This window comes from Paraburkholderia sp. MM6662-R1, assembly GCF_050436245.1.
Taxonomy (GTDB): Bacteria; Pseudomonadota; Gammaproteobacteria; order Burkholderiales; family Burkholderiaceae; genus Paraburkholderia; species Paraburkholderia tuberum.
In genome coordinates this window covers 2,766,011-2,783,725 of the sequence record NZ_JBNDLV010000001.1, presented here as the reverse complement: position 1 = coordinate 2,783,725, position 17,715 = coordinate 2,766,011, and the positions used below count along the sequence as shown (strand labels likewise).

The 17,715-nt window shown below is 58.5% G+C and carries 19 protein-coding genes; 10 read left to right on the top strand and 9 right to left on the bottom strand.

Translation table 11 applies throughout. The features are described 5' to 3' along the window. Nucleotides 1–42 precede the first annotated feature (42 nt). Together OKW39_RS13090 and OKW39_RS13085 are read right to left on the bottom strand one after the other, a co-directional pair. Nucleotides 43–516: a response regulator gene (locus tag OKW39_RS13090; RefSeq protein WP_429562836.1), complete on the bottom strand. Its 474-nt coding sequence runs from the start codon at nt 514–516 to the stop codon at nt 43–45. A gap of 823 nt (nt 517–1,339) precedes the next feature. After that, entirely contained in the window at nt 1,340–1,597 is a 258-nt protein-coding gene (locus OKW39_RS13085; RefSeq protein ID WP_429551345.1) for a hypothetical protein, read from the bottom strand. Nucleotides 1,598–2,013: 416 nt separating this feature from the next. Between OKW39_RS13085 and OKW39_RS13080 the strand changes: the two genes are divergently transcribed. Beyond that, on the top strand, nt 2,014–2,964 hold the full coding sequence (locus OKW39_RS13080; protein WP_429551344.1) for a Ku protein: 951 nt from the start codon (nt 2,014–2,016) through the stop codon (nt 2,962–2,964). Continuing rightward, the gene (locus tag OKW39_RS13075; RefSeq protein WP_429551343.1) at nt 2,961–3,803 is read left to right on the top strand and encodes a tetratricopeptide repeat protein; all 843 of its coding nucleotides are present in this window, start codon (nt 2,961–2,963) and stop codon (nt 3,801–3,803) included. Before OKW39_RS13080 ends, OKW39_RS13075 begins: the two co-directional genes overlap by 4 nt. Before the next feature lie 988 nt (nt 3,804–4,791). On the opposite strand, the gene OKW39_RS13070 is transcribed toward OKW39_RS13075, so the two are convergent. From OKW39_RS13070 to OKW39_RS13060, 3 genes are all read right to left on the bottom strand, one after another. Next, nucleotides 4,792–5,010, bottom strand: a complete 219-nt coding sequence (locus tag OKW39_RS13070; RefSeq protein ID WP_429562835.1) for a hypothetical protein — start codon at nt 5,008–5,010, stop codon at nt 4,792–4,794. An 843-nt stretch (nt 5,011–5,853) separates the two neighbouring features. Further along, the gene (locus OKW39_RS13065) at nt 5,854–6,756 is read right to left on the bottom strand and encodes a hypothetical protein (RefSeq protein ID WP_429562834.1); all 903 of its coding nucleotides are present in this window, start codon (nt 6,754–6,756) and stop codon (nt 5,854–5,856) included. Further along, nucleotides 6,753–7,592, bottom strand: coding sequence for a HipA family kinase (locus OKW39_RS13060; RefSeq protein WP_429562833.1), 840 nt, complete (start codon nt 7,590–7,592; stop codon nt 6,753–6,755). Before OKW39_RS13060 ends, OKW39_RS13065 begins: the two co-directional genes overlap by 4 nt. Nucleotides 7,593–8,110: 518 nt before the next feature. On the opposite strand from OKW39_RS13060, the gene OKW39_RS13055 reads away from it, so the two are divergent. Genes OKW39_RS13055 through arsN2 form a run of 8 tightly spaced genes read left to right on the top strand, consistent with a single transcriptional unit; the run spans nt 8,111 to nt 13,353 of the window. After that, the gene (locus OKW39_RS13055) at nt 8,111–8,443 is read left to right on the top strand and encodes an ArsR/SmtB family transcription factor (RefSeq protein ID WP_429562832.1); all 333 of its coding nucleotides are present in this window, start codon (nt 8,111–8,113) and stop codon (nt 8,441–8,443) included. Further along, nucleotides 8,440–8,901, top strand: a complete 462-nt coding sequence (locus tag OKW39_RS13050; protein WP_429562831.1) for an ArsI/CadI family heavy metal resistance metalloenzyme — start codon at nt 8,440–8,442, stop codon at nt 8,899–8,901. Before OKW39_RS13055 ends, OKW39_RS13050 begins: the two co-directional genes overlap by 4 nt. Continuing rightward, nucleotides 8,898–9,419 carry an arsenate reductase ArsC gene (locus tag OKW39_RS13045; protein WP_429562830.1) on the top strand — a complete coding sequence of 174 codons (522 nt, stop codon included), beginning with the start codon at nt 8,898–8,900 and terminating at the stop codon, nt 9,417–9,419. The genes OKW39_RS13050 and OKW39_RS13045 overlap by 4 nt, the downstream gene beginning before the upstream one ends. Continuing rightward, nucleotides 9,406–10,476, top strand: a complete 1,071-nt coding sequence (gene arsB, locus OKW39_RS13040; protein WP_429562829.1) for an ACR3 family arsenite efflux transporter — start codon at nt 9,406–9,408, stop codon at nt 10,474–10,476. The genes OKW39_RS13045 and arsB overlap by 14 nt, the downstream gene beginning before the upstream one ends. A 10-nt stretch (nt 10,477–10,486) precedes the next feature. Then, complete coding sequence (arsC, locus tag OKW39_RS13035) at nt 10,487–10,909, top strand: arsenate reductase (glutaredoxin) (protein ID WP_429563494.1); 423 nt, start codon at nt 10,487–10,489, stop codon at nt 10,907–10,909. Further along, a complete protein-coding gene (gene arsH / locus OKW39_RS13030) occupies nt 10,909–11,664 on the top strand; it encodes an arsenical resistance protein ArsH (protein ID WP_429562828.1) in 756 nt (251 codons plus the stop codon). Before arsC ends, arsH begins: the two co-directional genes overlap by 1 nt. Continuing rightward, on the top strand, nt 11,633–12,880 hold the full coding sequence (locus OKW39_RS13025) for an MFS transporter (RefSeq protein ID WP_429563493.1): 1,248 nt from the start codon (nt 11,633–11,635) through the stop codon (nt 12,878–12,880). The genes arsH and OKW39_RS13025 overlap by 32 nt, the downstream gene beginning before the upstream one ends. A gap of 38 nt (nt 12,881–12,918) precedes the next feature. Beyond that, nucleotides 12,919–13,353 (top strand): arsenic resistance N-acetyltransferase ArsN2, encoded by a 435-nt coding sequence (gene arsN2 / locus OKW39_RS13020; RefSeq protein WP_429562827.1) that lies wholly within the window; start codon nt 12,919–12,921, stop codon nt 13,351–13,353. A 34-nt stretch (nt 13,354–13,387) separates the two neighbouring features. On the opposite strand, the gene OKW39_RS13015 is transcribed toward arsN2, so the two are convergent. From OKW39_RS13015 to OKW39_RS13000, 4 genes are all read right to left on the bottom strand, one after another. Continuing rightward, nucleotides 13,388–13,768 (bottom strand): Mov34/MPN/PAD-1 family protein, encoded by a 381-nt coding sequence (locus OKW39_RS13015; protein ID WP_429563492.1) that lies wholly within the window; start codon nt 13,766–13,768, stop codon nt 13,388–13,390. Nucleotides 13,769–13,881: 113 nt separating this feature from the next. Then, the gene (locus OKW39_RS13010; RefSeq protein WP_429562826.1) at nt 13,882–15,525 is read right to left on the bottom strand and encodes a ThiF family adenylyltransferase; all 1,644 of its coding nucleotides are present in this window, start codon (nt 15,523–15,525) and stop codon (nt 13,882–13,884) included. Further along, on the bottom strand, nt 15,522–16,661 hold the full coding sequence (locus tag OKW39_RS13005; RefSeq protein WP_429562825.1) for a CBASS cGAMP synthase: 1,140 nt from the start codon (nt 16,659–16,661) through the stop codon (nt 15,522–15,524). The genes OKW39_RS13010 and OKW39_RS13005 overlap by 4 nt, the downstream gene beginning before the upstream one ends. Further along, nucleotides 16,655–17,668 (bottom strand): CBASS cGAMP-activated phospholipase, encoded by a 1,014-nt coding sequence (locus tag OKW39_RS13000; protein ID WP_429562824.1) that lies wholly within the window; start codon nt 17,666–17,668, stop codon nt 16,655–16,657. Before OKW39_RS13000 ends, OKW39_RS13005 begins: the two co-directional genes overlap by 7 nt. Nucleotides 17,669–17,715 lie beyond the last annotated feature (47 nt).

The window sequence follows — 17,715 nt, the reverse complement described above, 5'->3', positions numbered from 1 at the left end:
GATAAGACGCGAGGCGCTCTCGGAATGCCGTTCGTTCACCGGTTACGCCCAATACCTTGAGGGCATCGGGGCCCAACGCGAGGGCGCCGGAGCCGGCACATTGACGCTCTTTTTGGAACAGCACAAACGCCGGGCCAGGAGCGAGCTGACGGCAGACTCAAGGGCTTTCAGGTCGACGGGCTTGGAGAAGAACATGTTCCACAGCGCGGACTTATCTTTGGGCGGCAACTCGCCAGATGTCATCAGCACCGGAATCTGCGCAAGTGAAGGGTAAAATTTCAGCCGCTCGCAGAGGGCGATGCCGTCCATTCCCGGCATGTTCCAGTCGGTGATAATCAAATCAGGCAGATGGCGCCCCGCCAACGCCAGCGCCGGTTCACCGCTATCCGCGAGCAGCACCCGGTGACCACTTCGCTCGAAAACCAGCTGAAGCATCCACAGTGATTCACCGTCATCGTCGACCAGGAGAATGAGAGCCATAGCGCAGCAACCCAGGGACATATCGATTTTGCGCATTAAGCATGCCGCCTTGCACAACCGCCGGCCTGCGCCCTCGAAGACGCTTTGTTGTTCCTCGTACTCGGCGGCCGTGCGCTGAGGGCGGCGCTCTATCGTCAGTGCATTCGGCGATTTATCGGGAGCGTGACGACGCTGTCGCCGAGGGCGAGGCTGGAGCGCCCTAGGACCATACGCGTTCCAGCCGTCAGGGTTGCCGCCAGAGCTTTCCGGTTGAGTCCGGTGGCATGCGGCGCCTGCTGCCAGTTCAGCGACGCGTGCCGGCTCGTGCGACGCCGCCGGAGTCGAGATGCACCGGGAGTAAGTCGTTCAACTACATCCGCGTTCGAAATTTCAAGGTCAGAATTGGCGTTGCTTCAAGCGCGAAATAACTTCGGTGTGGCGAGCGTATTGAGGGGACAATGCCAAAGAGATGCGAGCATGCAGGCTAGGCGACCGGTCGCTCGTCGTCGGCCTGTTCAACCGATGTGCGGCTCGAAAACCGTCGGTATTCTAGCCGGTGCGGCTCGGTGTCAGATTCCAGTCACCCGGAGGCATACGAAGTCAGGACAATTGTCGCGCATCGCCACCGCTGCATTTCAAAACCAGCCGGAGGCGGAATCATCCGCCGCACCGACATTTGGGTGGGCCAGTAGGTCAGGGGAAGAGCTAGCGCCGCTCGGGGCCGTTGATTCCGCACGGTGTATCCACATCGCCGACGGCGGCCCACGGGACACTGCTTCGGCGCGACGCATCCAGCTCATGCCCTTTACTGCCAGCCCGGATGGGCCCGCCGCAAATCGGGCGAGCCTCGGGTCTCGTTGCACACGCGGATATATACCCGTCACGGTGCCTTTTCGTCCGGCGGCTGGTCGCCGGGAGACGGCTCCGGAGGCGTCTCCTCATCGGGAACGTCTTCGTCCGGTTCTGTTCCTGGAACGTCGCTGTCTGTCTGCGTTCCAGCATTCTCGTCCGGCCCGATTTTCGTCGCTCCACCGGTCGACGGCGGGTCGCTCGCAGCGAACGTATCTTCGACAGCTGTATCGACGTCCTTTTCCGATTTGTCGTCGGCCGCGCGTTGCTGGGTAGGATGGGTAGCCATTTCCAACTCCTGATGGTTTGTGTTCCGAGAGGCCGCAACGGCTGTTCCTGAAGCGGCATCAGCCTGCGCGGCAAGAAGGCGAGCGATGGTAGAGCCGCGCCAAGAGCGCAAATCAGCGCAGAGCCTCCGTGCGGGGAAGAACCGTCAATGCATTGGCATTCCAAAAAACCGGACCTCCAGGGGAGCAAATCCGCTCCGTCCGGTCGTATCCATTGTGAGTTGTCGTCTGACCGAATGTTCTTCAATGGGAAGGGGCATCCCGTAGCCGCACTTGTTTCGGCTTTCCAGAAACTGGTTTTCCGGTGCTAAGCTTGCAAAAAAGCCGGGAGGATAGCGACTGACCTCCGACCGGTGGCTTGTGCAGCCGTAATCAGAAGCCGCGCGACCTCCGGCCCGCCGGCTACGAGGAGAAGTTCATGGCAGCTCGTTCCATCGCGTCTCTGACGCTTTCCTTCGGCCTGGTTTCCATCCCGGTCAAACTGTACTCGGCCACGGAGAGTGCCTCAGGGGTTGGCTTCAATCTCCTGACGCCAGAAGGCGGGCGGGTGAAGCAGCAGTACATCTCTGAGGCGACAGGCGAGGTGGTGGCTCGCGCCGACATGAAGAAGGGTTACGAGTTTGAGAAGGGACAGTTCGTCGTCTTCGCTGCAGACGAGCTGAAGGCGCTTGAAGAGGGTGCTACGCACGTTGTAGAAATTGTCTCCTTCGTGCCGGAAAAATCGGTCGACCCGCTCTACTACGACAAGGCGTATTTCATTGCGCCGGACAAACGGGGTGGCAAACCCTACAGTCTGCTGCAGCAGGCGATGCGCCAAAGCGAACGGTGTGCACTCGCCAAATGGTCGTACAAGGGAAAGACCCGAGTCGTTCAGATAAGGCCGGCTGAAGACGGGATGGTCTTCCAGCAACTGTTGTTTGCCGATGAGGTGCGTGCATTGAGCGATTTGCATATCGAGCAGGCGCCCGTAACCGCCACGGAACTCAAGCTTGCGCTGCAAATCATCGACCAGGTCTCCGAAGACGCTTACGACCCGTCGGCTTATGAGGACGAGGAGAAAAAGCGGATTCTCGAGGCCATCGACCGGAAAATCGCGGGCAAGCAGATTGTGTCTCCAGAGGAGTCCACGAGTGAGTCGGGCGGCCAGGTAATTGACCTGATGGAAGCGCTTCGGGCGAGTCTCAGCGCCAACAAGGCGAAACGGGACGTACCGGCGAAGACGGCGCCGGCCAGGACAACGGCAACGAAGAAGACCACCGCCGCTGACGTCGAAGTGTTGGCAGCCAAACCAAGGCGCCCTGTCAAACGAGCCACACCGAAAGCCGATGTGAAAGAGGCGCAACCGGCAAAGGTTCGAGCACGCAAGTGACCAGACGGAATCAGTCAAACGATTACTCGTTGCGCAGCCTTCAATCGCTGCTGGGGGTCTCGCGTCGGGTGCTATCTGGGCTGATTGAAGCCGGATTTGTTCACCCTGCACGCGGCCGAAGAAACGAACTTCGGTTCTCTTTCCAGGATGTAGTGGTCCTGCGCACAGCATTTCAGTTGCAATCAGCCAAAATCTCATCACGGAAGATTTTGAAGGCGCTTGCCAAGCTAAAGGCCGAACTCCCTGACGAGCTTCCCCTGTCTGGAATCCGAATCACATCGGTAGGCGAGACCGTGGCTGTCAGGTCAGGACAGGCCCAATGGGACGCGGCCTCGGGCCAGCACCTGCTCGACTTCGAGGTCGCACCTATTCGTGGCGATGTCGCGTTCCTCGACTCGGCACCGCGAAACCTGGCGAGTCGGGAACAGCAAGCGGAGGAATGGTTTGCACTCGCAGAACAACTGACCGGAACCGATGCTATTGGCGCAGAGCAGGCCTACCGGAAAGTGCTGGAGCTCGCGCCATCACCGCATTACCACGCTTTTACCAATCTGGGCGTATTGCTCTGCGAGGCAGAAACCCGCTGCGATGAGGCATTGTCCGTTTTTGAAGGGGCGTTAGGGCACTTCCCGGATGACGCGTTACTGCACTTCAACCGCGCGGTCGTTCTCGAAGAGTTGAAACGTTACGACGCTGCGGCGACAGCCTATCAGCGATGCATAGAACTTGACCCGACGCATGCCGACGCTCACTTCAACCTCGCCCGGCTGAGCGAGATTCGTGGTGACAAACAAGGTCTCGTTCGGCACCTTAGTGCTTATCGCCGGCTGGTTGGCTGAACCGGGATTCGCCGGCGAATCATCTGGTTCAGAGCACGGCTTGCGGCCTATCAACCCGTTCATGAGGATGCTGAAACTCTGCGGCATGTCCGGCCACGGCCTGATGCAAGGACGTACAAAGCTGCAGATGCTGCGTTCGGCATCGTTCTCGTGACGCAACTGTTCTGTCGAAGTTCATCGACGTGACTTGTCCTCCACCCACGTTTTACTTGTCCTCCGCCCACGCGCAACTTGTCCTCCACCCACGTTTTGCTTGGCCTTCACACACGGAAAATGGGTATCCACTTCCGAAAACCGTGCTGCAGGCAAGACGTTTTCTCGGTCGAGCACTCCGGTAATCTTATAATCTTTAATCTGTGTAACCCTATGCGTGAGCGAGGAGCCCCTAAGATTGGCTCGAGACAGCGGTTCCGATGAATCCTCTCGGTGCTGTTGTTGTACGGCTCTGAATATCCCCGAGGGTAGCGCTTATGGCAACCAGGACGAAGGGCTGTGCGCACGAGCGGCGTTTCTGCTATCAAGCCGGCGCCCCCTTAAGGAAGCGTCAAGCTGTTCGGAAGTCACCGCCGTGCAGCGCACTCCCTGGCTGCCCTCTGTACAGGCATGAGAGTCCCGTAAGCGCAACACCGCCCGTGTCGAGGCTCGTGTTTTCCGCTCTCCGGCAGTTCGCCTCTTTTGTGGTCACTGTAAATGCCGGCTTATTGCGACACGTCACGAGACACTGCCTGGTTTGGTGGCTTTCTCGGCGTCGCAATTTGTGATGCTCACGCACAGCGGCGTGGACAAACGAAGTTGCGTACGCATGCGAGACGTTCAGAAAACGTACTGCTTCTTCGGTTCACATCGATTCGTCCACCACTTGTCGCGAGACGCCCAGCACCGACTTGAGAGTCGCGAGAGACAAACACTTCAACCCGCTCGGAGCATCTTCCCCGAAATCTGAGCGAGTGCGAGTGGGGAAAGAGAAGTACATCCGTCCTGTTTCGCACTAGCCATGGCTATCGACCCACGCGCGACACCACGAAAGGCCTGCTGATTCTGCCTCTTCGTCAGTATCGAAAGAGCCAAGCACCCCAGACACCTCTACGACTTTGGTGTCGCGCATGATTGTGCCGCTTCCTGCGAATCGTTCCCGTTGCAGGATGTTTTCCTGGTCCAGGATTGCATGGCCCCAGAGCGTATATCCACGATATTTTTCAGTTTGCATCTGTTGACCTCTGCAGGTCCTCCGTACAACTCCCCACCAATATTTGGCTCGGTTCGCGCGGCTCGACAAGTACCCTACTGCTAAGGCGCTGGGTGTCGATTCCAGCCATCGTTAAAGTAGCGTCAATCATCTTCAGCTCCTGGCCGGAATGGAGCGCCCATGCCTCGCCGTCACACCGCACGGTCATGCCGTTCTGCTTTCGCGCGTACGCAGACGCTTCCCTCTCTCGTGATGTTCCAAACGAGAATCGTACCTGGCTGTGCAGCGAGCGCCTCCCTGACCGAGGGTGGCACTGAAGTCTGACCGTCCGCCCGTAGTTGCGACTCCGCTGTAAGCTCTCCCATGTCATCCGTCCGGACTATTGTTCCGGGACCCATAGTTGACTGCGGACTTTTCTCGGCGACGTTGAGCCCGTCAACATCGAAGCCTCGGGTTGCTTTCCGCATCCAATTCGGCAGCAGACGACCCTCGTTGACATAGCGAGCTTGTACACGTCGCAGCCAGACGCTGAGGAGCAGGCCGATTAGAGGCAACACTATGATTGGAGGGTTCCTCCAGACCAAAGAGAGCAGTGCCATGTTCGCCTCCCGTACCGTGTCAAGCGCCGCCAGCACGCCCAGAAAACCATGGTAAGGCAGAACCTCGAACCTCGCATGCGCCGATTCGGCCTTCGTTAAAGAACGAGCGCAGCATCATGCCGCGCTCGCTCGCGATTTCAGACCGTCACCCGTCGCGTGGCCATCTAAATGACCAGCTCCAATACTCGAAGTAGAGGCTCTAACTTCGTTTCATTTCGACTGCAGCGGTGCTTCAGTTCCAGCAAAGCTACATGTCGGATGTGGGCTACGTCACAACTGACAAAGCTTCGTGTCCGAGCAATCGCTTCGAGGCAGAGCGAGCGTCATGGGTTGGGAAGACACCGAGTTCCTCCTTCGACGCTTGTAGTTTCAACTCGTTCACCATGTCAGAGACAAGGTCATAATCCTGCTCCGAGTAGATTGGTAAATCAGGAGAAGGGACCCAAGCCGTCAGCTCAAATCTATCCGGAGTGAAAAATCCAAAGTTAAAGCTATCGCGTGCTCGTGCCAATCGCCAAAGAGCTGCAGACGACGTGCGCAAACGTACGGCCCCCTTACTTCTAGGGTCGATGGCTGCATAGCAGGTTGCATACGAGTGCCCGATATAGTCAATGGCAAAGCCAGTTGAAGAATTCGTCAGGCTGAACGTGCGGTTGAACCCTGGCTCAAGCGATGGTTTTTGCAGCAAGACATCTCTCTTCACCGATTGAGCAAATCTGCTCTCAAATGCAGGGCGCGGAGGTCGGTCCGCCTCTTCCTTCACGGCATTCTTCGGAATCGAGGGGCGATGGAACAACGAGCACCTCTCAAGCGCGGCATAGACGACGGCCTCACGACTTTCCGCGTCAACAATAAACTTCTTTCCCGTCTCGATGCCCCCTAGCGGACTTTCCCAGCCCTCAGTGCCACCTCGTCTTGCGGCCCAATCAAGATAGTCGGCAACGATAAGCGTGGCAAATGAGTGAACGGCGACCCCGAGGTCCTGGGGCAAGCATCTCAATACTTTGGGAGTAACGACGCGAGCGAAGGGCTCGCCATTTGCATGTTCCCCAAGAACGGCAATGGCGATATTTTCACCGGAAGGTTCCATGTGTAGATACGCAAGACGCGCGCATCCCGTGCACATCTCGTCTGTCGATAGTAGCGACAATTGTTCGAAGTTCTTCATAGCGGGGAGGTGCCAACGTCGGGACGCTTGATGTTGAACAGCTCGGGAAGTCCAAGAGCCTTAGATACAACTTCACTGAGGCGGTCGGCGCTTTGCTTCAAATAGCGGTCGATTCCGTCTGCAAGCTGCGCGGTTGACGCTAACTGCTCGATTGGAATGCGCTCGACTGCGTTGACGCAATCGGCGCAAAAGGAGTGGACCGTATTGCGGAGGGCCAATCGCCTTGCCTGAGGCAACGCGCACAGACGGCGCAATAATTCGTTGGGTCCGGGACGCGGAATCGTCGAGAACAGGTTCATGTGCTCGCCGCCCATAGCCTTTTCGTGGTCAATCAGGAAAACACCCTTCGCTGGTGACCACAAAATGTTCCCGTCGTGCCGGTCATCGTTGCCGATGAAAGCGTCGAACATCGCAATCTTTGCGAGCAGGACATCGTCGATTTTCATGTGGGCGGCCAGATAGTCATCAGACAGCCGGTCCAGATTCATCGGTAACGCGTTAGGAATGTGCTCCGTACCGAAGCATAGTCGGGAGGTCCCCGGATATGGCCACCCATCAGTTACGCGGTTGGCCTCGACCCACACCCAAAGTGCTTCTGGGGCGGGTAGACCCAAATATCGCGCGAGCCATGCGCATGCCGATTCGACGGAAAAGCCGCGGTCTTTCAGAAGCTTGACGATTGCGAAAACGCTGCCGGTACGGACTTGAATCTGCACCCGCCCGCGCAACACAAGGTTTGTCGCGTTGGACACCCGTTCGATAGGGCGGTACCGAAGCCGGCCTTCCGTGAACGGTGGCTCGTCTCCATATCGGGCTGCCTCAATCAAGCTGCTCATGCGTTGCCTGGTTTGTGCGATGGTTGCGCAACTTGCGCAGACCGGAAATCATAAACTTCTGGGATGTCTCCAATGAGCAGTCAAACACTTTATATGGTGTTTATCTGCCAACGATACACCAAGTATAGTGCATTTTAAGGCCGGATTTAGGAGGTGGGGCGTCGGAGCGGCCCCATAAAGTGTTGACCACCCTGCCAAGAGTCGTCGCCGGCCACTACCGACTATGCCCTTCAACGACATTTTCTCGGCGCGCGGCAATTTTTCTGATTCCGCCCGGCCTGGCGCAGGACCACGCCGGCCACAATTGCGGAAGGCCACACGTCCGGCGCGCCGCACGCGATGAACGCTCTGGAACGCCTACGCCAACTCTCGCGGTCGGTCCCGCAAGTCACGGCAACGCTATTGTCCCGCCCTAGAGAGGCGGAACAATAGCGTTGTAGACACCGACGCATGCGGACAAACGCCCGTAATTTCAATAATATTTGAAATGTAGAAATATTGCAGTTATGCTTTGTCGCATGGACTCAAATCTCGTAGTGCGCGCCCTGAGCGCGCTTGCTCACGAATCGCGGCTCGCGATTTTTCGTTCGCTTGTCGTAGCCGGACCTGAGGGCATCCCGGCAGGCGAGATTGCCCAGCGACTCGGGCTGTCTCCGTCCAGCCTGTCCTTCCATCTGAAGGACTTGTCGCATGCCGAGCTGGTGAAAGCACGCCAGGAAGGTCGTTTCATTTTTTATTCGGCCAACTTCGACGCGATGGGAGACCTCATTGGCTTCCTCACGGAAAACTGCTGTGCTGGCGCCGACTGCTCGCTGCCGGCATCGCCGCAATGTTGTGGAGACAAATCATGAAGCGCATGCATATCCACGTCGCCGTTGAAAACCTCGCGGACAGCGCGCGGTTTTATACCGCGATGTTTGGTGGCATTGAGCCGACTGTCTTGAAAACCGACTACTGCAAATGGGAGCTGACCGACCCGAAGGTCAACTTCGCCATCTCGCAACGAGGCGCAAAGCCGGGTGTCGACCACCTCGGCATTCAGGTCGAGACGGACGAAGAACTCGCGGAAATGCGCAGCCGTTTTGCAAACGCGGAATTGCCGACGCTGGACCAGGCGGCCACGACTTGCTGCTACGCGAAGTCGGACAAGTCCTGGACTGTCGACCCGCAAGGCGTCGCCTGGGAAACGTTCCGGACGCTGGATGCTGCACCCAGGTATGGTCAGTCGCGGCATGACCCCGAACCCGCAGCATCGGCCGCCTGTTGTGCCCCAGCAACCTCAACCATTGCTTTCCGGAGCCGCACGTGAGCGACCGCCAATACAACGTTCTTATCCTGTGCACAGGCAACAGCGCACGCAGCATCATGGGCGAAGCGTTGTTCAACGTGCTCGGCAAGGGGCGCTTTGCTGCCTACAGCGCAGGCAGTCACCCGACTGGCAAGGTCAACCCTTTTGCCATCGAACGCTGTGAATACATTGGATACGACACGGCGAAGGTGCGCAGCAAAAGCTGGAATGAGTTCGCGGCACCGGATGCTGCGCAAATGGATTTCGTCATCACCGTGTGCGACCAGGCAGCGGGTGAGGTCTGTCCCATCTGGCCGGGCAAGCCGATGGCTGCGCACTGGGGATTCGAGGACCCGGCCGTATTCGAGGGAAGCGATGAAGAGAAGCGCAAGGTATTCAACAAGGTGTTCCGCCAAATCCTGAACCGCGTGAGCCAGTTCGTGAACCTGCCTCTCGACGTGCTCGACCATAACGCCATACAGAAAGAGTTGCGCGCGATTGGCGATAGGCCCGCAGAGGAAGCAAATGAGCAGCGCTGAGAACGTAACCCCGGCTAGCCGCCCCGCAGCTATTGGCTTCTTTGAGCGCTACCTCACTGGGTGGGTGGCACTCTGCATTGTCGGTGGCATATTGCTTGGTCGGTGGTTTCCGGCGGCGTTTGAAACCATCGGTCGCGTGGAAGTCGCGCACGTCAACATCCCGGTCGGCGTCCTCATCTGGGTGATGATTATTCCGATGCTGGTCAAGATTGACTTCGGTGCGATGGCGCAGGTGAAAGGTCACTGGCGCGGCATCGGAGTGACGCTGTTCGTGAACTGGCTCGTCAAGCCGTTCTCAATGGCATTGCTCGGCTGGATTTTTGTGCGCCACGTATTCGCGCCATACCTGCCGGCAGCGCAACTCGACAGCTACGTTGCCGGCCTGATTCTGCTGGCAGCCGCGCCGTGCACCGCAATGGTTTTCGTCTGGTCGCAGCTTTGCAAGGGCGACCCGTACTTCACGCTGTCCCAAGTCGCGCTGAACGACGCCATCATGATTGTCGCGTTCGCGCCCATTGTTGCGCTCTTGCTGGGTTTGTCCGCTATCACTGTGCCTTGGGACACGCTGATTACGTCGGTCGGCCTGTACATCATCATTCCGGTCATCGTCGCGCAGTTGATGCGCCGAGTATTGTTTGCCCGGGGCGAGGCTCACTTTCAGCGCGTCGTATCGGCCCTCGGTCCGTATTCAATCTGCGCATTGCTTGGCACCCTGGTTTTGCTCTTCGCATTTCAGGGACAGGCCATCGTCAAAGAGCCGCTGGTTATTGCCATGCTGGCAGTGCCCATCCTCATCCAGGTGTTCTTGAATTCCGGCTTGGCATATGTGTTGAACCGCCGTCTCGGTGTCGCTCACTGTGTGGCCGGTCCATCTAGTCTGATTGGCGCGAGCAACTTTTTCGAGTTGGCTGTTGCGACCGCCATCAGCCTGTTCGGATTCCAGTCAGGTGCTGCGCTAGCGACAGTCGTTGGCGTGTTGATTGAAGTACCCGTGATGCTGCTGGTCGTCGGCGTGGTCAACCGGTCGCAGCGTTGGTATGAAGCACCTGCAAACTGAGGAAGACAAGATGAGCGTCACTATTTACCACAACCCTAAGTGCGGCACTTCGCGCAACACGCTCGCGATGATTCGCAACGCCGGGATAGAGCCGGAAGTGATTGAGTATCTCGAACATATTCCGACGCGCGAACAGCTTAAAAGCATGATTTCCTCCTCGGGGCTGACGATTCGCGGAGCCATACGCGAGAAGGATACGCCCTTCGCTGAACTGGGTCTTGCAGACGAGTCGATGACCGATGACCATCTGCTGGATACGATGCTCGAACATCCGATTCTCATCAACCGGCCGTTCGTGGTCACGCCGCTCGGCGTTCGGTTGTGCAGGCCGTCGGAAGTGGTTCTCGAAATCCTTCCGTGTCAGCAGCAAGGCGAATTCACAAAGGAAGACGGCGAACGCGTGGTCAACGCTGATGGCAGGAGAATTCGCTGATGTCGTCAGACCTTCGTAACGTCACCCTGCCATTGCTCGCGACGCCTGACAACGAGAAGCTGAAGCCTCGCTCAGTTTCAACCCACGCACCTCGAATCTTGCTGCTCTACGGCTCGCTCCGACCGACTTCTTACAGCCGCCTGCTGACGCTGGAGGCCGAACGGATTCTGCAGCACTTCGGCGCGGAGACGAAAGTGTTCGACCCGCATGAACTGCCCATTGCCGACAGTGTCCCAGCAGACCACCCGAAGGTCGTCGAACTACGAAAGCTGTCGGAGTGGTCCGAAGGCCAGGTTTGGTGCAGCCCGGAGCGCCACGGGACACTAACCGCAGTATTCAAAAACCAGATTGACTGGCTACCATTGGAACTTGGTGGCGTCCGTCCAACACAAGGCCGGACGCTCGCAGTCATGCAGGTTTGCGGCGGCTCGCAGTCATTCAACGCCGTCAATGCGCTCCGTGTGTTGGGACGCTGGATGCGGATGGTGACAATTCCGAATCAGTCGTCGGTCGCGAAGGCGTATCAGGAGTTCGAGGCTGATGGTCGTATGAAGCCGTCGTCATATTACGACAGGGTCGTGGACGTCATGGAAGAGCTGTACAAGTTTACGCTGCTCGTTCGAGACCGTTCCGCATACCTGACCGACCGATATAGCGAACGAAAAGAACGGGCGCCCCAAATTGCGGCTGCGCTGGCCAGCGCAGCAATGGTCCATGAGCACGATGCAGACAGCGACGACAACGAAGTCGAATAGTGTGGCGGAACCGTCGGCGAAGCTCACCACGTGGGCGCTGGCGTTAGCGCAGCTCGTTTCATGGGGCTCCGTCTATTACTCGTTCTCCTTGCTCGTCGTGCCGATGGAGCAGTCCATGGGCTGGGGCAGGACTGCCACGAACGCCGCGTTGTCTGTCGGGCTACTGGTCTCCGGATTTGCTGCCTATCCAATCGGCCGCTGGATTGACCATGCACATGGTCGCAGAGTCATGACCGTCGGTTCGGTCATCGCTGCAGCGATGTTATTGCTCTGGGCCGATGCGCAATCGCTAACGGTGCTCTTCGTCGAGTGGATTGGACTTGGCATTTCGATGGCGGCGACATTCTACGACCCCGTCTTCGCCGTCGTTACGCATCGCTATCCCCGGTCGTTCAGGACCAAGATTACTCTCATCACCCTGGTTGCCGGGTTTGCCAGCACGGTGTTCATCCCGTTGACGCAGTTCCTGGTTGGCTCGGTTGGGTGGAGGACGTCGCTCGTTGTGCTTGCGGCGCTGAACCTGATTGTCTGCCTGCCCATCCATGTGCTGGCAATCCGCTCCTCGCGCGCCGACCGGAGCTCTCGTCCCACCAATGGCGCAGTCAAGCTGGCCAACGACGCAGCCACCAGTCGCGCGCTCCGCTCGCCAACCTTCTGGGCGCTCGCGGTGTGCTTCACGGCTTACTACGCGACGTTCGCCGCGCTCACATTTCATCTGGTGCCGCTGATGGTAGAGCGCGGTGTGTCCAACGCCGTGCTCGTAACAACAATGGCGCTCACAGGTCCCGCTCAGGTAGCCGCACGGGCCATCTGGTTCACCTTCGGACGAACAGTTCATGTTAGTGCCGTAGGCGTCATCATCGTGACGCTGTTCCCGCTATCGACTGTTATCCTGATAAGTGCTGGTCACTCGGCGGCGTTGCTCTGGCTATTTGCGGCCATCTACGGCGCAGCGAATGGCATGATGACTATCCTCCGCGGTACCATCGTCCAGAACCTGATGTGGACCGAGGGATATGGCGCGGTTAGCGGTATGCTTTCCTTTCCGTCAAACGTCGCGAAGGGAATTGCACCGATTGCCGCGGCCAGCATCTGGAGCTTCACGCACGGCTATGTAGCTGTTGAATGGACGGTGTTTCTCGTTTCGATACTGTCAGCAATCGCCTTCTTTGTCGCTGTCCGGGTTAGCCGCCACGCTGCGACCAGCGTAGCCTGATATTTCCTCCCTCCAGGTCCAACACTAATACATTCAGCATGAAGATACGTGCCGCGCGAAGTGATGACCTCGATGTCATCAAAGCATTGCTGGCCGAAAACGAACTACCGGTCGACGACGTGGATGCAGCCTTGCTCGTCGACTTCTTGGTGGCGGAAGACGCCAGCGGCAGGATTGTTGGCAGTGTGGGGCTTGAGCGGTTTGGCGCCAAGGCGCTGCTACGGTCGTTGGCAGTTACGCAGACTGCACGCCGCAACGGACTGGGAGCCAGGCTGCTGTCCCACGCCGAACTGATGGCGCGTGTGTCAGCCGTTTCGGAGTTGTGGCTGCTCACGATGACGACGGTTGGCTTCTTCCGACCAAAGGGATTCGAGGATGTCGGACGGTGCACCGCACCTGAAGCAGTACAGGAGAGTTCACAGTTTGTGCTGATGTGCCCGGCAAGCGCCGTCTGCATGAAAAAGACGCTTTGATACGACGTTTAGGTGTCTCGCGTCGGCCGCAAATTCACGCATCAGCGTTTTCCGGTGCGCCATCCGCCAGCAAGCAATCCAAAGGGACATGCACATTTCCGTGTCTCAATAGGGCGACGTAGAGTTGCTCTGTTCCGGTGATGACTGCGAGCAGAGGCGACTCGTCCGATGTCTCCCGCGAGTGCTGCTGCCACTGCTTGACATCTACGCCGGACGGCGACGGGCATGTCTCAGGATGCGAATGCCACTCACCCAAATATCCTACCTCCCGATGCGACGCCTTCCACAACTCTATCGCCCGTTCCTGATGTCCTAAGCTTTCTCGGACAAACGATGTGCGAGTGCGCTTATCCGTCCGCAGAGGCTGCGTCGCATGAACAACTTCGAAATGTTTGCCCCGGCGCCTGCCGAGCAATACGCCACCCGCTTCCGTTTGCCCAGGGAGGAGTTGGCGATGAGCGCTAAAGGTCGCGATGACGGCTTCAGAAAATAACACCATCACCCGCCGGTCAGGCGTCGCCCAAGAATCTACGTGCTGCATGCGGGGCAGGAGGCTTGTCGCTGCGCATCAACATCGTCAGTACCAGGCCGAAGGCCAGTGTCAAGCACGCGGGTTCGAAGCCGGGGAGTGACGTCTCCGTTTATCCAGTCGACCGCCATCTCCGCACCCAGACAGGCTGCTTGCATCGAGGCAGTAGCAGGAAATGGGACGTAAAGACCTTCGCATCCGTGACCCGCGAACATCGACGGCAATTCGCCGTCAACGACGCGATAGATGGGAGTTCGGTCGACCGTTTTCAGACAACGCACGCATGCGGCGCCTGGGGAGTCCCGCAGCAGCGCCCGCACTGCCGTCCCCGGCCCCTCAATCCATACGGAAAGCGAGGGACGAAATGCCTCGCAGGAGAATCTTTGCGCTAGAAGATGCCCCAAAGCTTCCTCGCCTGTCGCGTCAATCACGAAATCTACCGCTGACAAGTCAACATTCATCGCATCGGCGGGCAACGGACGGAAGGTGGCCGAGGGTGCACTTCGTGCCAGTTCCTCTGCGAGCGCAGCTGACTTGCTGTGGAATAGGTGATTCATCCCGAGCCGGTGACGGCCGATGTTCTGAGGCAGGAGAATGTCGAAGTCCACCAGCGCGAGTTCGCCGCCACCGGTACCCGCCCCCGCCTTGACCAGGCTCTCAGCGAGATACCCGCCGATGGTGCCGCATCCAATCAGCGCGATTCGCTTACCGGCAAGCGTTCGCCGACCCGGCGTATTCCGCTGCGCAAGGTATGCATCGTCCATCCGGAAGCACATCATTGGCAGCAGGGCGCTCTGGTACGCCAGTTGCAGCGGTGAGCCACTGTGAGTTTGTTTATTCGCTTTTCGGTCGAATGCCACCGCGAAGGCGTATTTGAATTTCGGCGACTCAACCACACAAAGTACACCGTTGGCGCCGGTCTTTGCCTCTGCGTGAATTATCGTCTCGAGCTTTTTGCGGGTCCGCCTATCGAGCGCAGCTTGCCATCGCAACAAATCCGCTACCGTGCGGGGCGGCCATTGGTCTTGCATCGCACGCGGTGCCGCAGCCGTCACGACGCGACGCACGCTGACAGAGCGATTCTCGTCGACTGTCAGTCCGCAGGCCTTTAGCTTTACGATAGTTGCCGGTAAGTTGTCCGTGACAGCAGTCATCGGACGGGCCCCGTCTGCGCTCTTGAGGACGACCGCACGGACTGGTCGATTCGAACCCTCGTCGAAGTCGAGAAGGCAAAAGCCTTCCGCTGGCCAGCACGCAAAAAATTCTTCCTCCAGGTCTGCGGTCAATTCCCCACGAAGTATCTGCCCGAGGACAAGCTGCGCCCGCTCAACGCAGGCAAGAACCTGTCCGCCCAGGTCAAACACGTCGAGGGTTATGGAGTTGGACGCAGCGTAGCAAAGATTTCCCGATGCCGAGACGTGAGGAGCGACCGGCTTCAGTGAATCGGGAATCGGAATCAGAGAAATCCGCGGCAACGCCTGACCGGTAGGGTCGACGTCGAGTCTGACAGGATAGTCCACGCCGTCAACGTGCAGCGCACCTTCGAACGTATACCACCTGTCGAGGCTTCTCCCGCTGTAGGTGAACCCTCGCGTCGCAAGCGAACGGGATATGCGGGCACCGCTCGTGTCGTCGGCGTTCATCCTGCCTGGTTCCGTCCCACCAGCGGCGATGCCGCGGCGCTCGCCGGAGCCGCGAGAACAGTAGCTGCCGCTGTTGTCACCTTCACCCGCAGAGGAGCGTTCGGAAATCTCTGGCCGAATTGGTCGACTATCCACGTGCACGCTTGGCTGGAGTTGTTGCTGTTCAGTGCGCCGCGCAGATAGACCTCCAAACGCCCGAACCGTTTGGCAGCATCCTCTACCCCTTCAGCACCCAGGCGGTCTGTCAACGATTCATTGGCATCGATTGGATTGCAGACGCCTTCACGAAGCGCCTTGGGCAACTTTTCGACCACGTCCAGCAACGCAAGGTCGTCGCGCCGGTCTCGCGCCTCAAATATCGGGGCTGATGCCGCCATCAGCAGAATGGAAGAAGGTCCTCCCGCGCTCCATTGCCAGTCGCGAAATCCCTTCAAGTACCGAACCGTCCGCCGGTACTGCTCGCCATGCCGTTCCACCTCGTCAAGAAACCACGTCTTCACCGGCCGGGGGTCGGACTTGACCCAGTCGTCTTCGCGGTGAGCCAAAAGCACGTGGTCGCGCGGCAAAGCCGTCCACGCATCGCGCTCGGCACGGTCCATCGCAGCATCCAGCGACAGGTAGCCGTAGACGCTCGATGCTGTTTTCTGAAGTGTTTCGAACTCATCGTCAGGTATGGCGTACAACGGTACGTCAACATGCGCAAAAGAAGCTATCTCGACGCGGATGCAAGTCGGTTTGTCCGTGACAAGCTTCCAGCCACGTTGCCCGACAAGCGGCAGTAACGCCTGTTCGGCTGCCGCGAAAAAGATATTGCTGGCGACGCTCGGCCTCACCTTTTGCGACACGAAACTGAGGGGCAGGTATGCACCGTCATCAACATCGGCCTGCTGTGGATGCTGGGCGGGCGCATTGATGGTCTTGTACGCCCATGAACCCTGCGTGAAAAATCTGGGGCGCACTGCCGGGCCCGTATATCCGTGCGCGCGCAAGACCTTGAGCAGTTCTTCCCGCAGACACATCCGGACCGCAGACTTCGCCTCTGCGATGAAAGTGCGTCGATTGTCCGAAAGGTCCAAGTTGGCGAGCAACGTGGGAGCTTCGACTGTCGAATGGAACAGAGAACTCAAGTTCAACATGAGACAACTCCCGCGCTTTTGTTAGGCCCGTGATAGAAGGTCGGTGCCGCCGCCAGATGCGATTTAAAAACGGAAAATTTCGTATCCCCGAGTGTTCGGCGCGCAGCTTGAGCGCCCCTGTCTCGAAGCACGTTGGTCGCGCCGGCAGTGACTGCATCTAGTGAGGAAACATCGCGGCTCTGGTCCGGCGTCGCGAGGTCGTCGATACGGTAGTAGCAGTCCCCGAGGACATGCGTGAGCATTGAATCGACCGCACTTTCCTGGGCAGAGATTACGAGGTCGAACACTTTCGAGCCCCACCGGAATATCCCTCGGTCGAGCCCGGCCGAACCTCGAAGGGTCGCACCGAGCGTCATAGTCCCCACTGACAGCACGCGCACCCGCGTTTGCTCCCCGACGCAGAGAACCTTCGTGGCTTCGTGCAGCCCGAAGAATCCTGGAGAGTTTCCAACCAGCCCGCCGTCTGCGAACACCCCTTCGCCCTCGATTCGGTGCAGCGGAAAGTAGGTGGGTGCCGCCGCAGTCGCCAGACCGACATCGACCAATGTGCGGCGATAGTCCATTTCAAATGCAGGCATATGCGGAGTCTTGAAGAACTGACCTTTGCCCGTGCTGTAATTGACCGCCGGAACGAGAACTCGATGTTTCAGGTCGCCGATGGTAGTGGAGCCGAGGCGCTCAGTGAGCACTGACTTAAGGCCGTCAGCGGAGTGTTTCGCCACTATCCACTGTCCAATCGCTCGTCGGACAAGGCTTCGTGCCCCGAAGATTCGTTTCCCATCGTTCGCGAACATTGCCTCGAGTTCTGCTGCCGGAATCTCTGCTGCGAGCCCTAGCGCGAGCAGGCCGCCAGCGGAGGTGCCGCAAATCAGGTCGAAATGCTTCGCGAGCGGCCGCCCAAGCGATTCTTCCAACGAACGCAAGACCGTCGCCGCGTACAGCCCGCGATACCCTCCACCCGACAGGGCCAGGATGTGAAACGGCTTCGACTGTTCAGCTTCGTCCATGCTTTAGCGCACATTCGTATGAGTACACTAAGTATGCGCGTATTTTT

Excerpts from the sequence above, each read along its gene's own strand:
- OKW39_RS13090 (WP_429562836.1), bottom strand. The coding sequence starts at position 516 with ATGCGCAAAATCGATATGTCCCTGGGTTGCTGCGCTATGGCTCTCATT.
- OKW39_RS13085 (WP_429551345.1), bottom strand. The coding sequence starts at position 1,597 with ATGGCTACCCATCCTACCCAGCAACGCGCGGCCGACGACAAATCGGAA.
- OKW39_RS13080 (WP_429551344.1), top strand. The coding sequence starts at position 2,014 with ATGGCAGCTCGTTCCATCGCGTCTCTGACGCTTTCCTTCGGCCTGGTT.
- OKW39_RS13070 (WP_429562835.1), bottom strand. The coding sequence starts at position 5,010 with ATGCAAACTGAAAAATATCGTGGATATACGCTCTGGGGCCATGCAATC.
- OKW39_RS13065 (WP_429562834.1), bottom strand. The coding sequence starts at position 6,756 with ATGAAGAACTTCGAACAATTGTCGCTACTATCGACAGACGAGATGTGC.
- OKW39_RS13060 (WP_429562833.1), bottom strand. The coding sequence starts at position 7,592 with ATGAGCAGCTTGATTGAGGCAGCCCGATATGGAGACGAGCCACCGTTC.
- OKW39_RS13055 (WP_429562832.1), top strand. The coding sequence starts at position 8,111 with ATGGACTCAAATCTCGTAGTGCGCGCCCTGAGCGCGCTTGCTCACGAA.
- OKW39_RS13050 (WP_429562831.1), top strand. The coding sequence starts at position 8,440 with ATGAAGCGCATGCATATCCACGTCGCCGTTGAAAACCTCGCGGACAGC.
- arsB (WP_429562829.1), top strand. The coding sequence starts at position 9,406 with ATGAGCAGCGCTGAGAACGTAACCCCGGCTAGCCGCCCCGCAGCTATT.
- arsC (WP_429563494.1), top strand. The coding sequence starts at position 10,487 with ATGAGCGTCACTATTTACCACAACCCTAAGTGCGGCACTTCGCGCAAC.
- arsH (WP_429562828.1), top strand. The coding sequence starts at position 10,909 with ATGTCGTCAGACCTTCGTAACGTCACCCTGCCATTGCTCGCGACGCCT.
- OKW39_RS13025 (WP_429563493.1), top strand. The coding sequence starts at position 11,633 with ATGCAGACAGCGACGACAACGAAGTCGAATAGTGTGGCGGAACCGTCG.
- arsN2 (WP_429562827.1), top strand. The coding sequence starts at position 12,919 with ATGAAGATACGTGCCGCGCGAAGTGATGACCTCGATGTCATCAAAGCA.
- OKW39_RS13010 (WP_429562826.1), bottom strand. The coding sequence starts at position 15,525 with ATGAACGCCGACGACACGAGCGGTGCCCGCATATCCCGTTCGCTTGCG.
- OKW39_RS13005 (WP_429562825.1), bottom strand. The coding sequence starts at position 16,661 with ATGTTGAACTTGAGTTCTCTGTTCCATTCGACAGTCGAAGCTCCCACG.
- OKW39_RS13000 (WP_429562824.1), bottom strand. The coding sequence starts at position 17,668 with ATGGACGAAGCTGAACAGTCGAAGCCGTTTCACATCCTGGCCCTGTCG.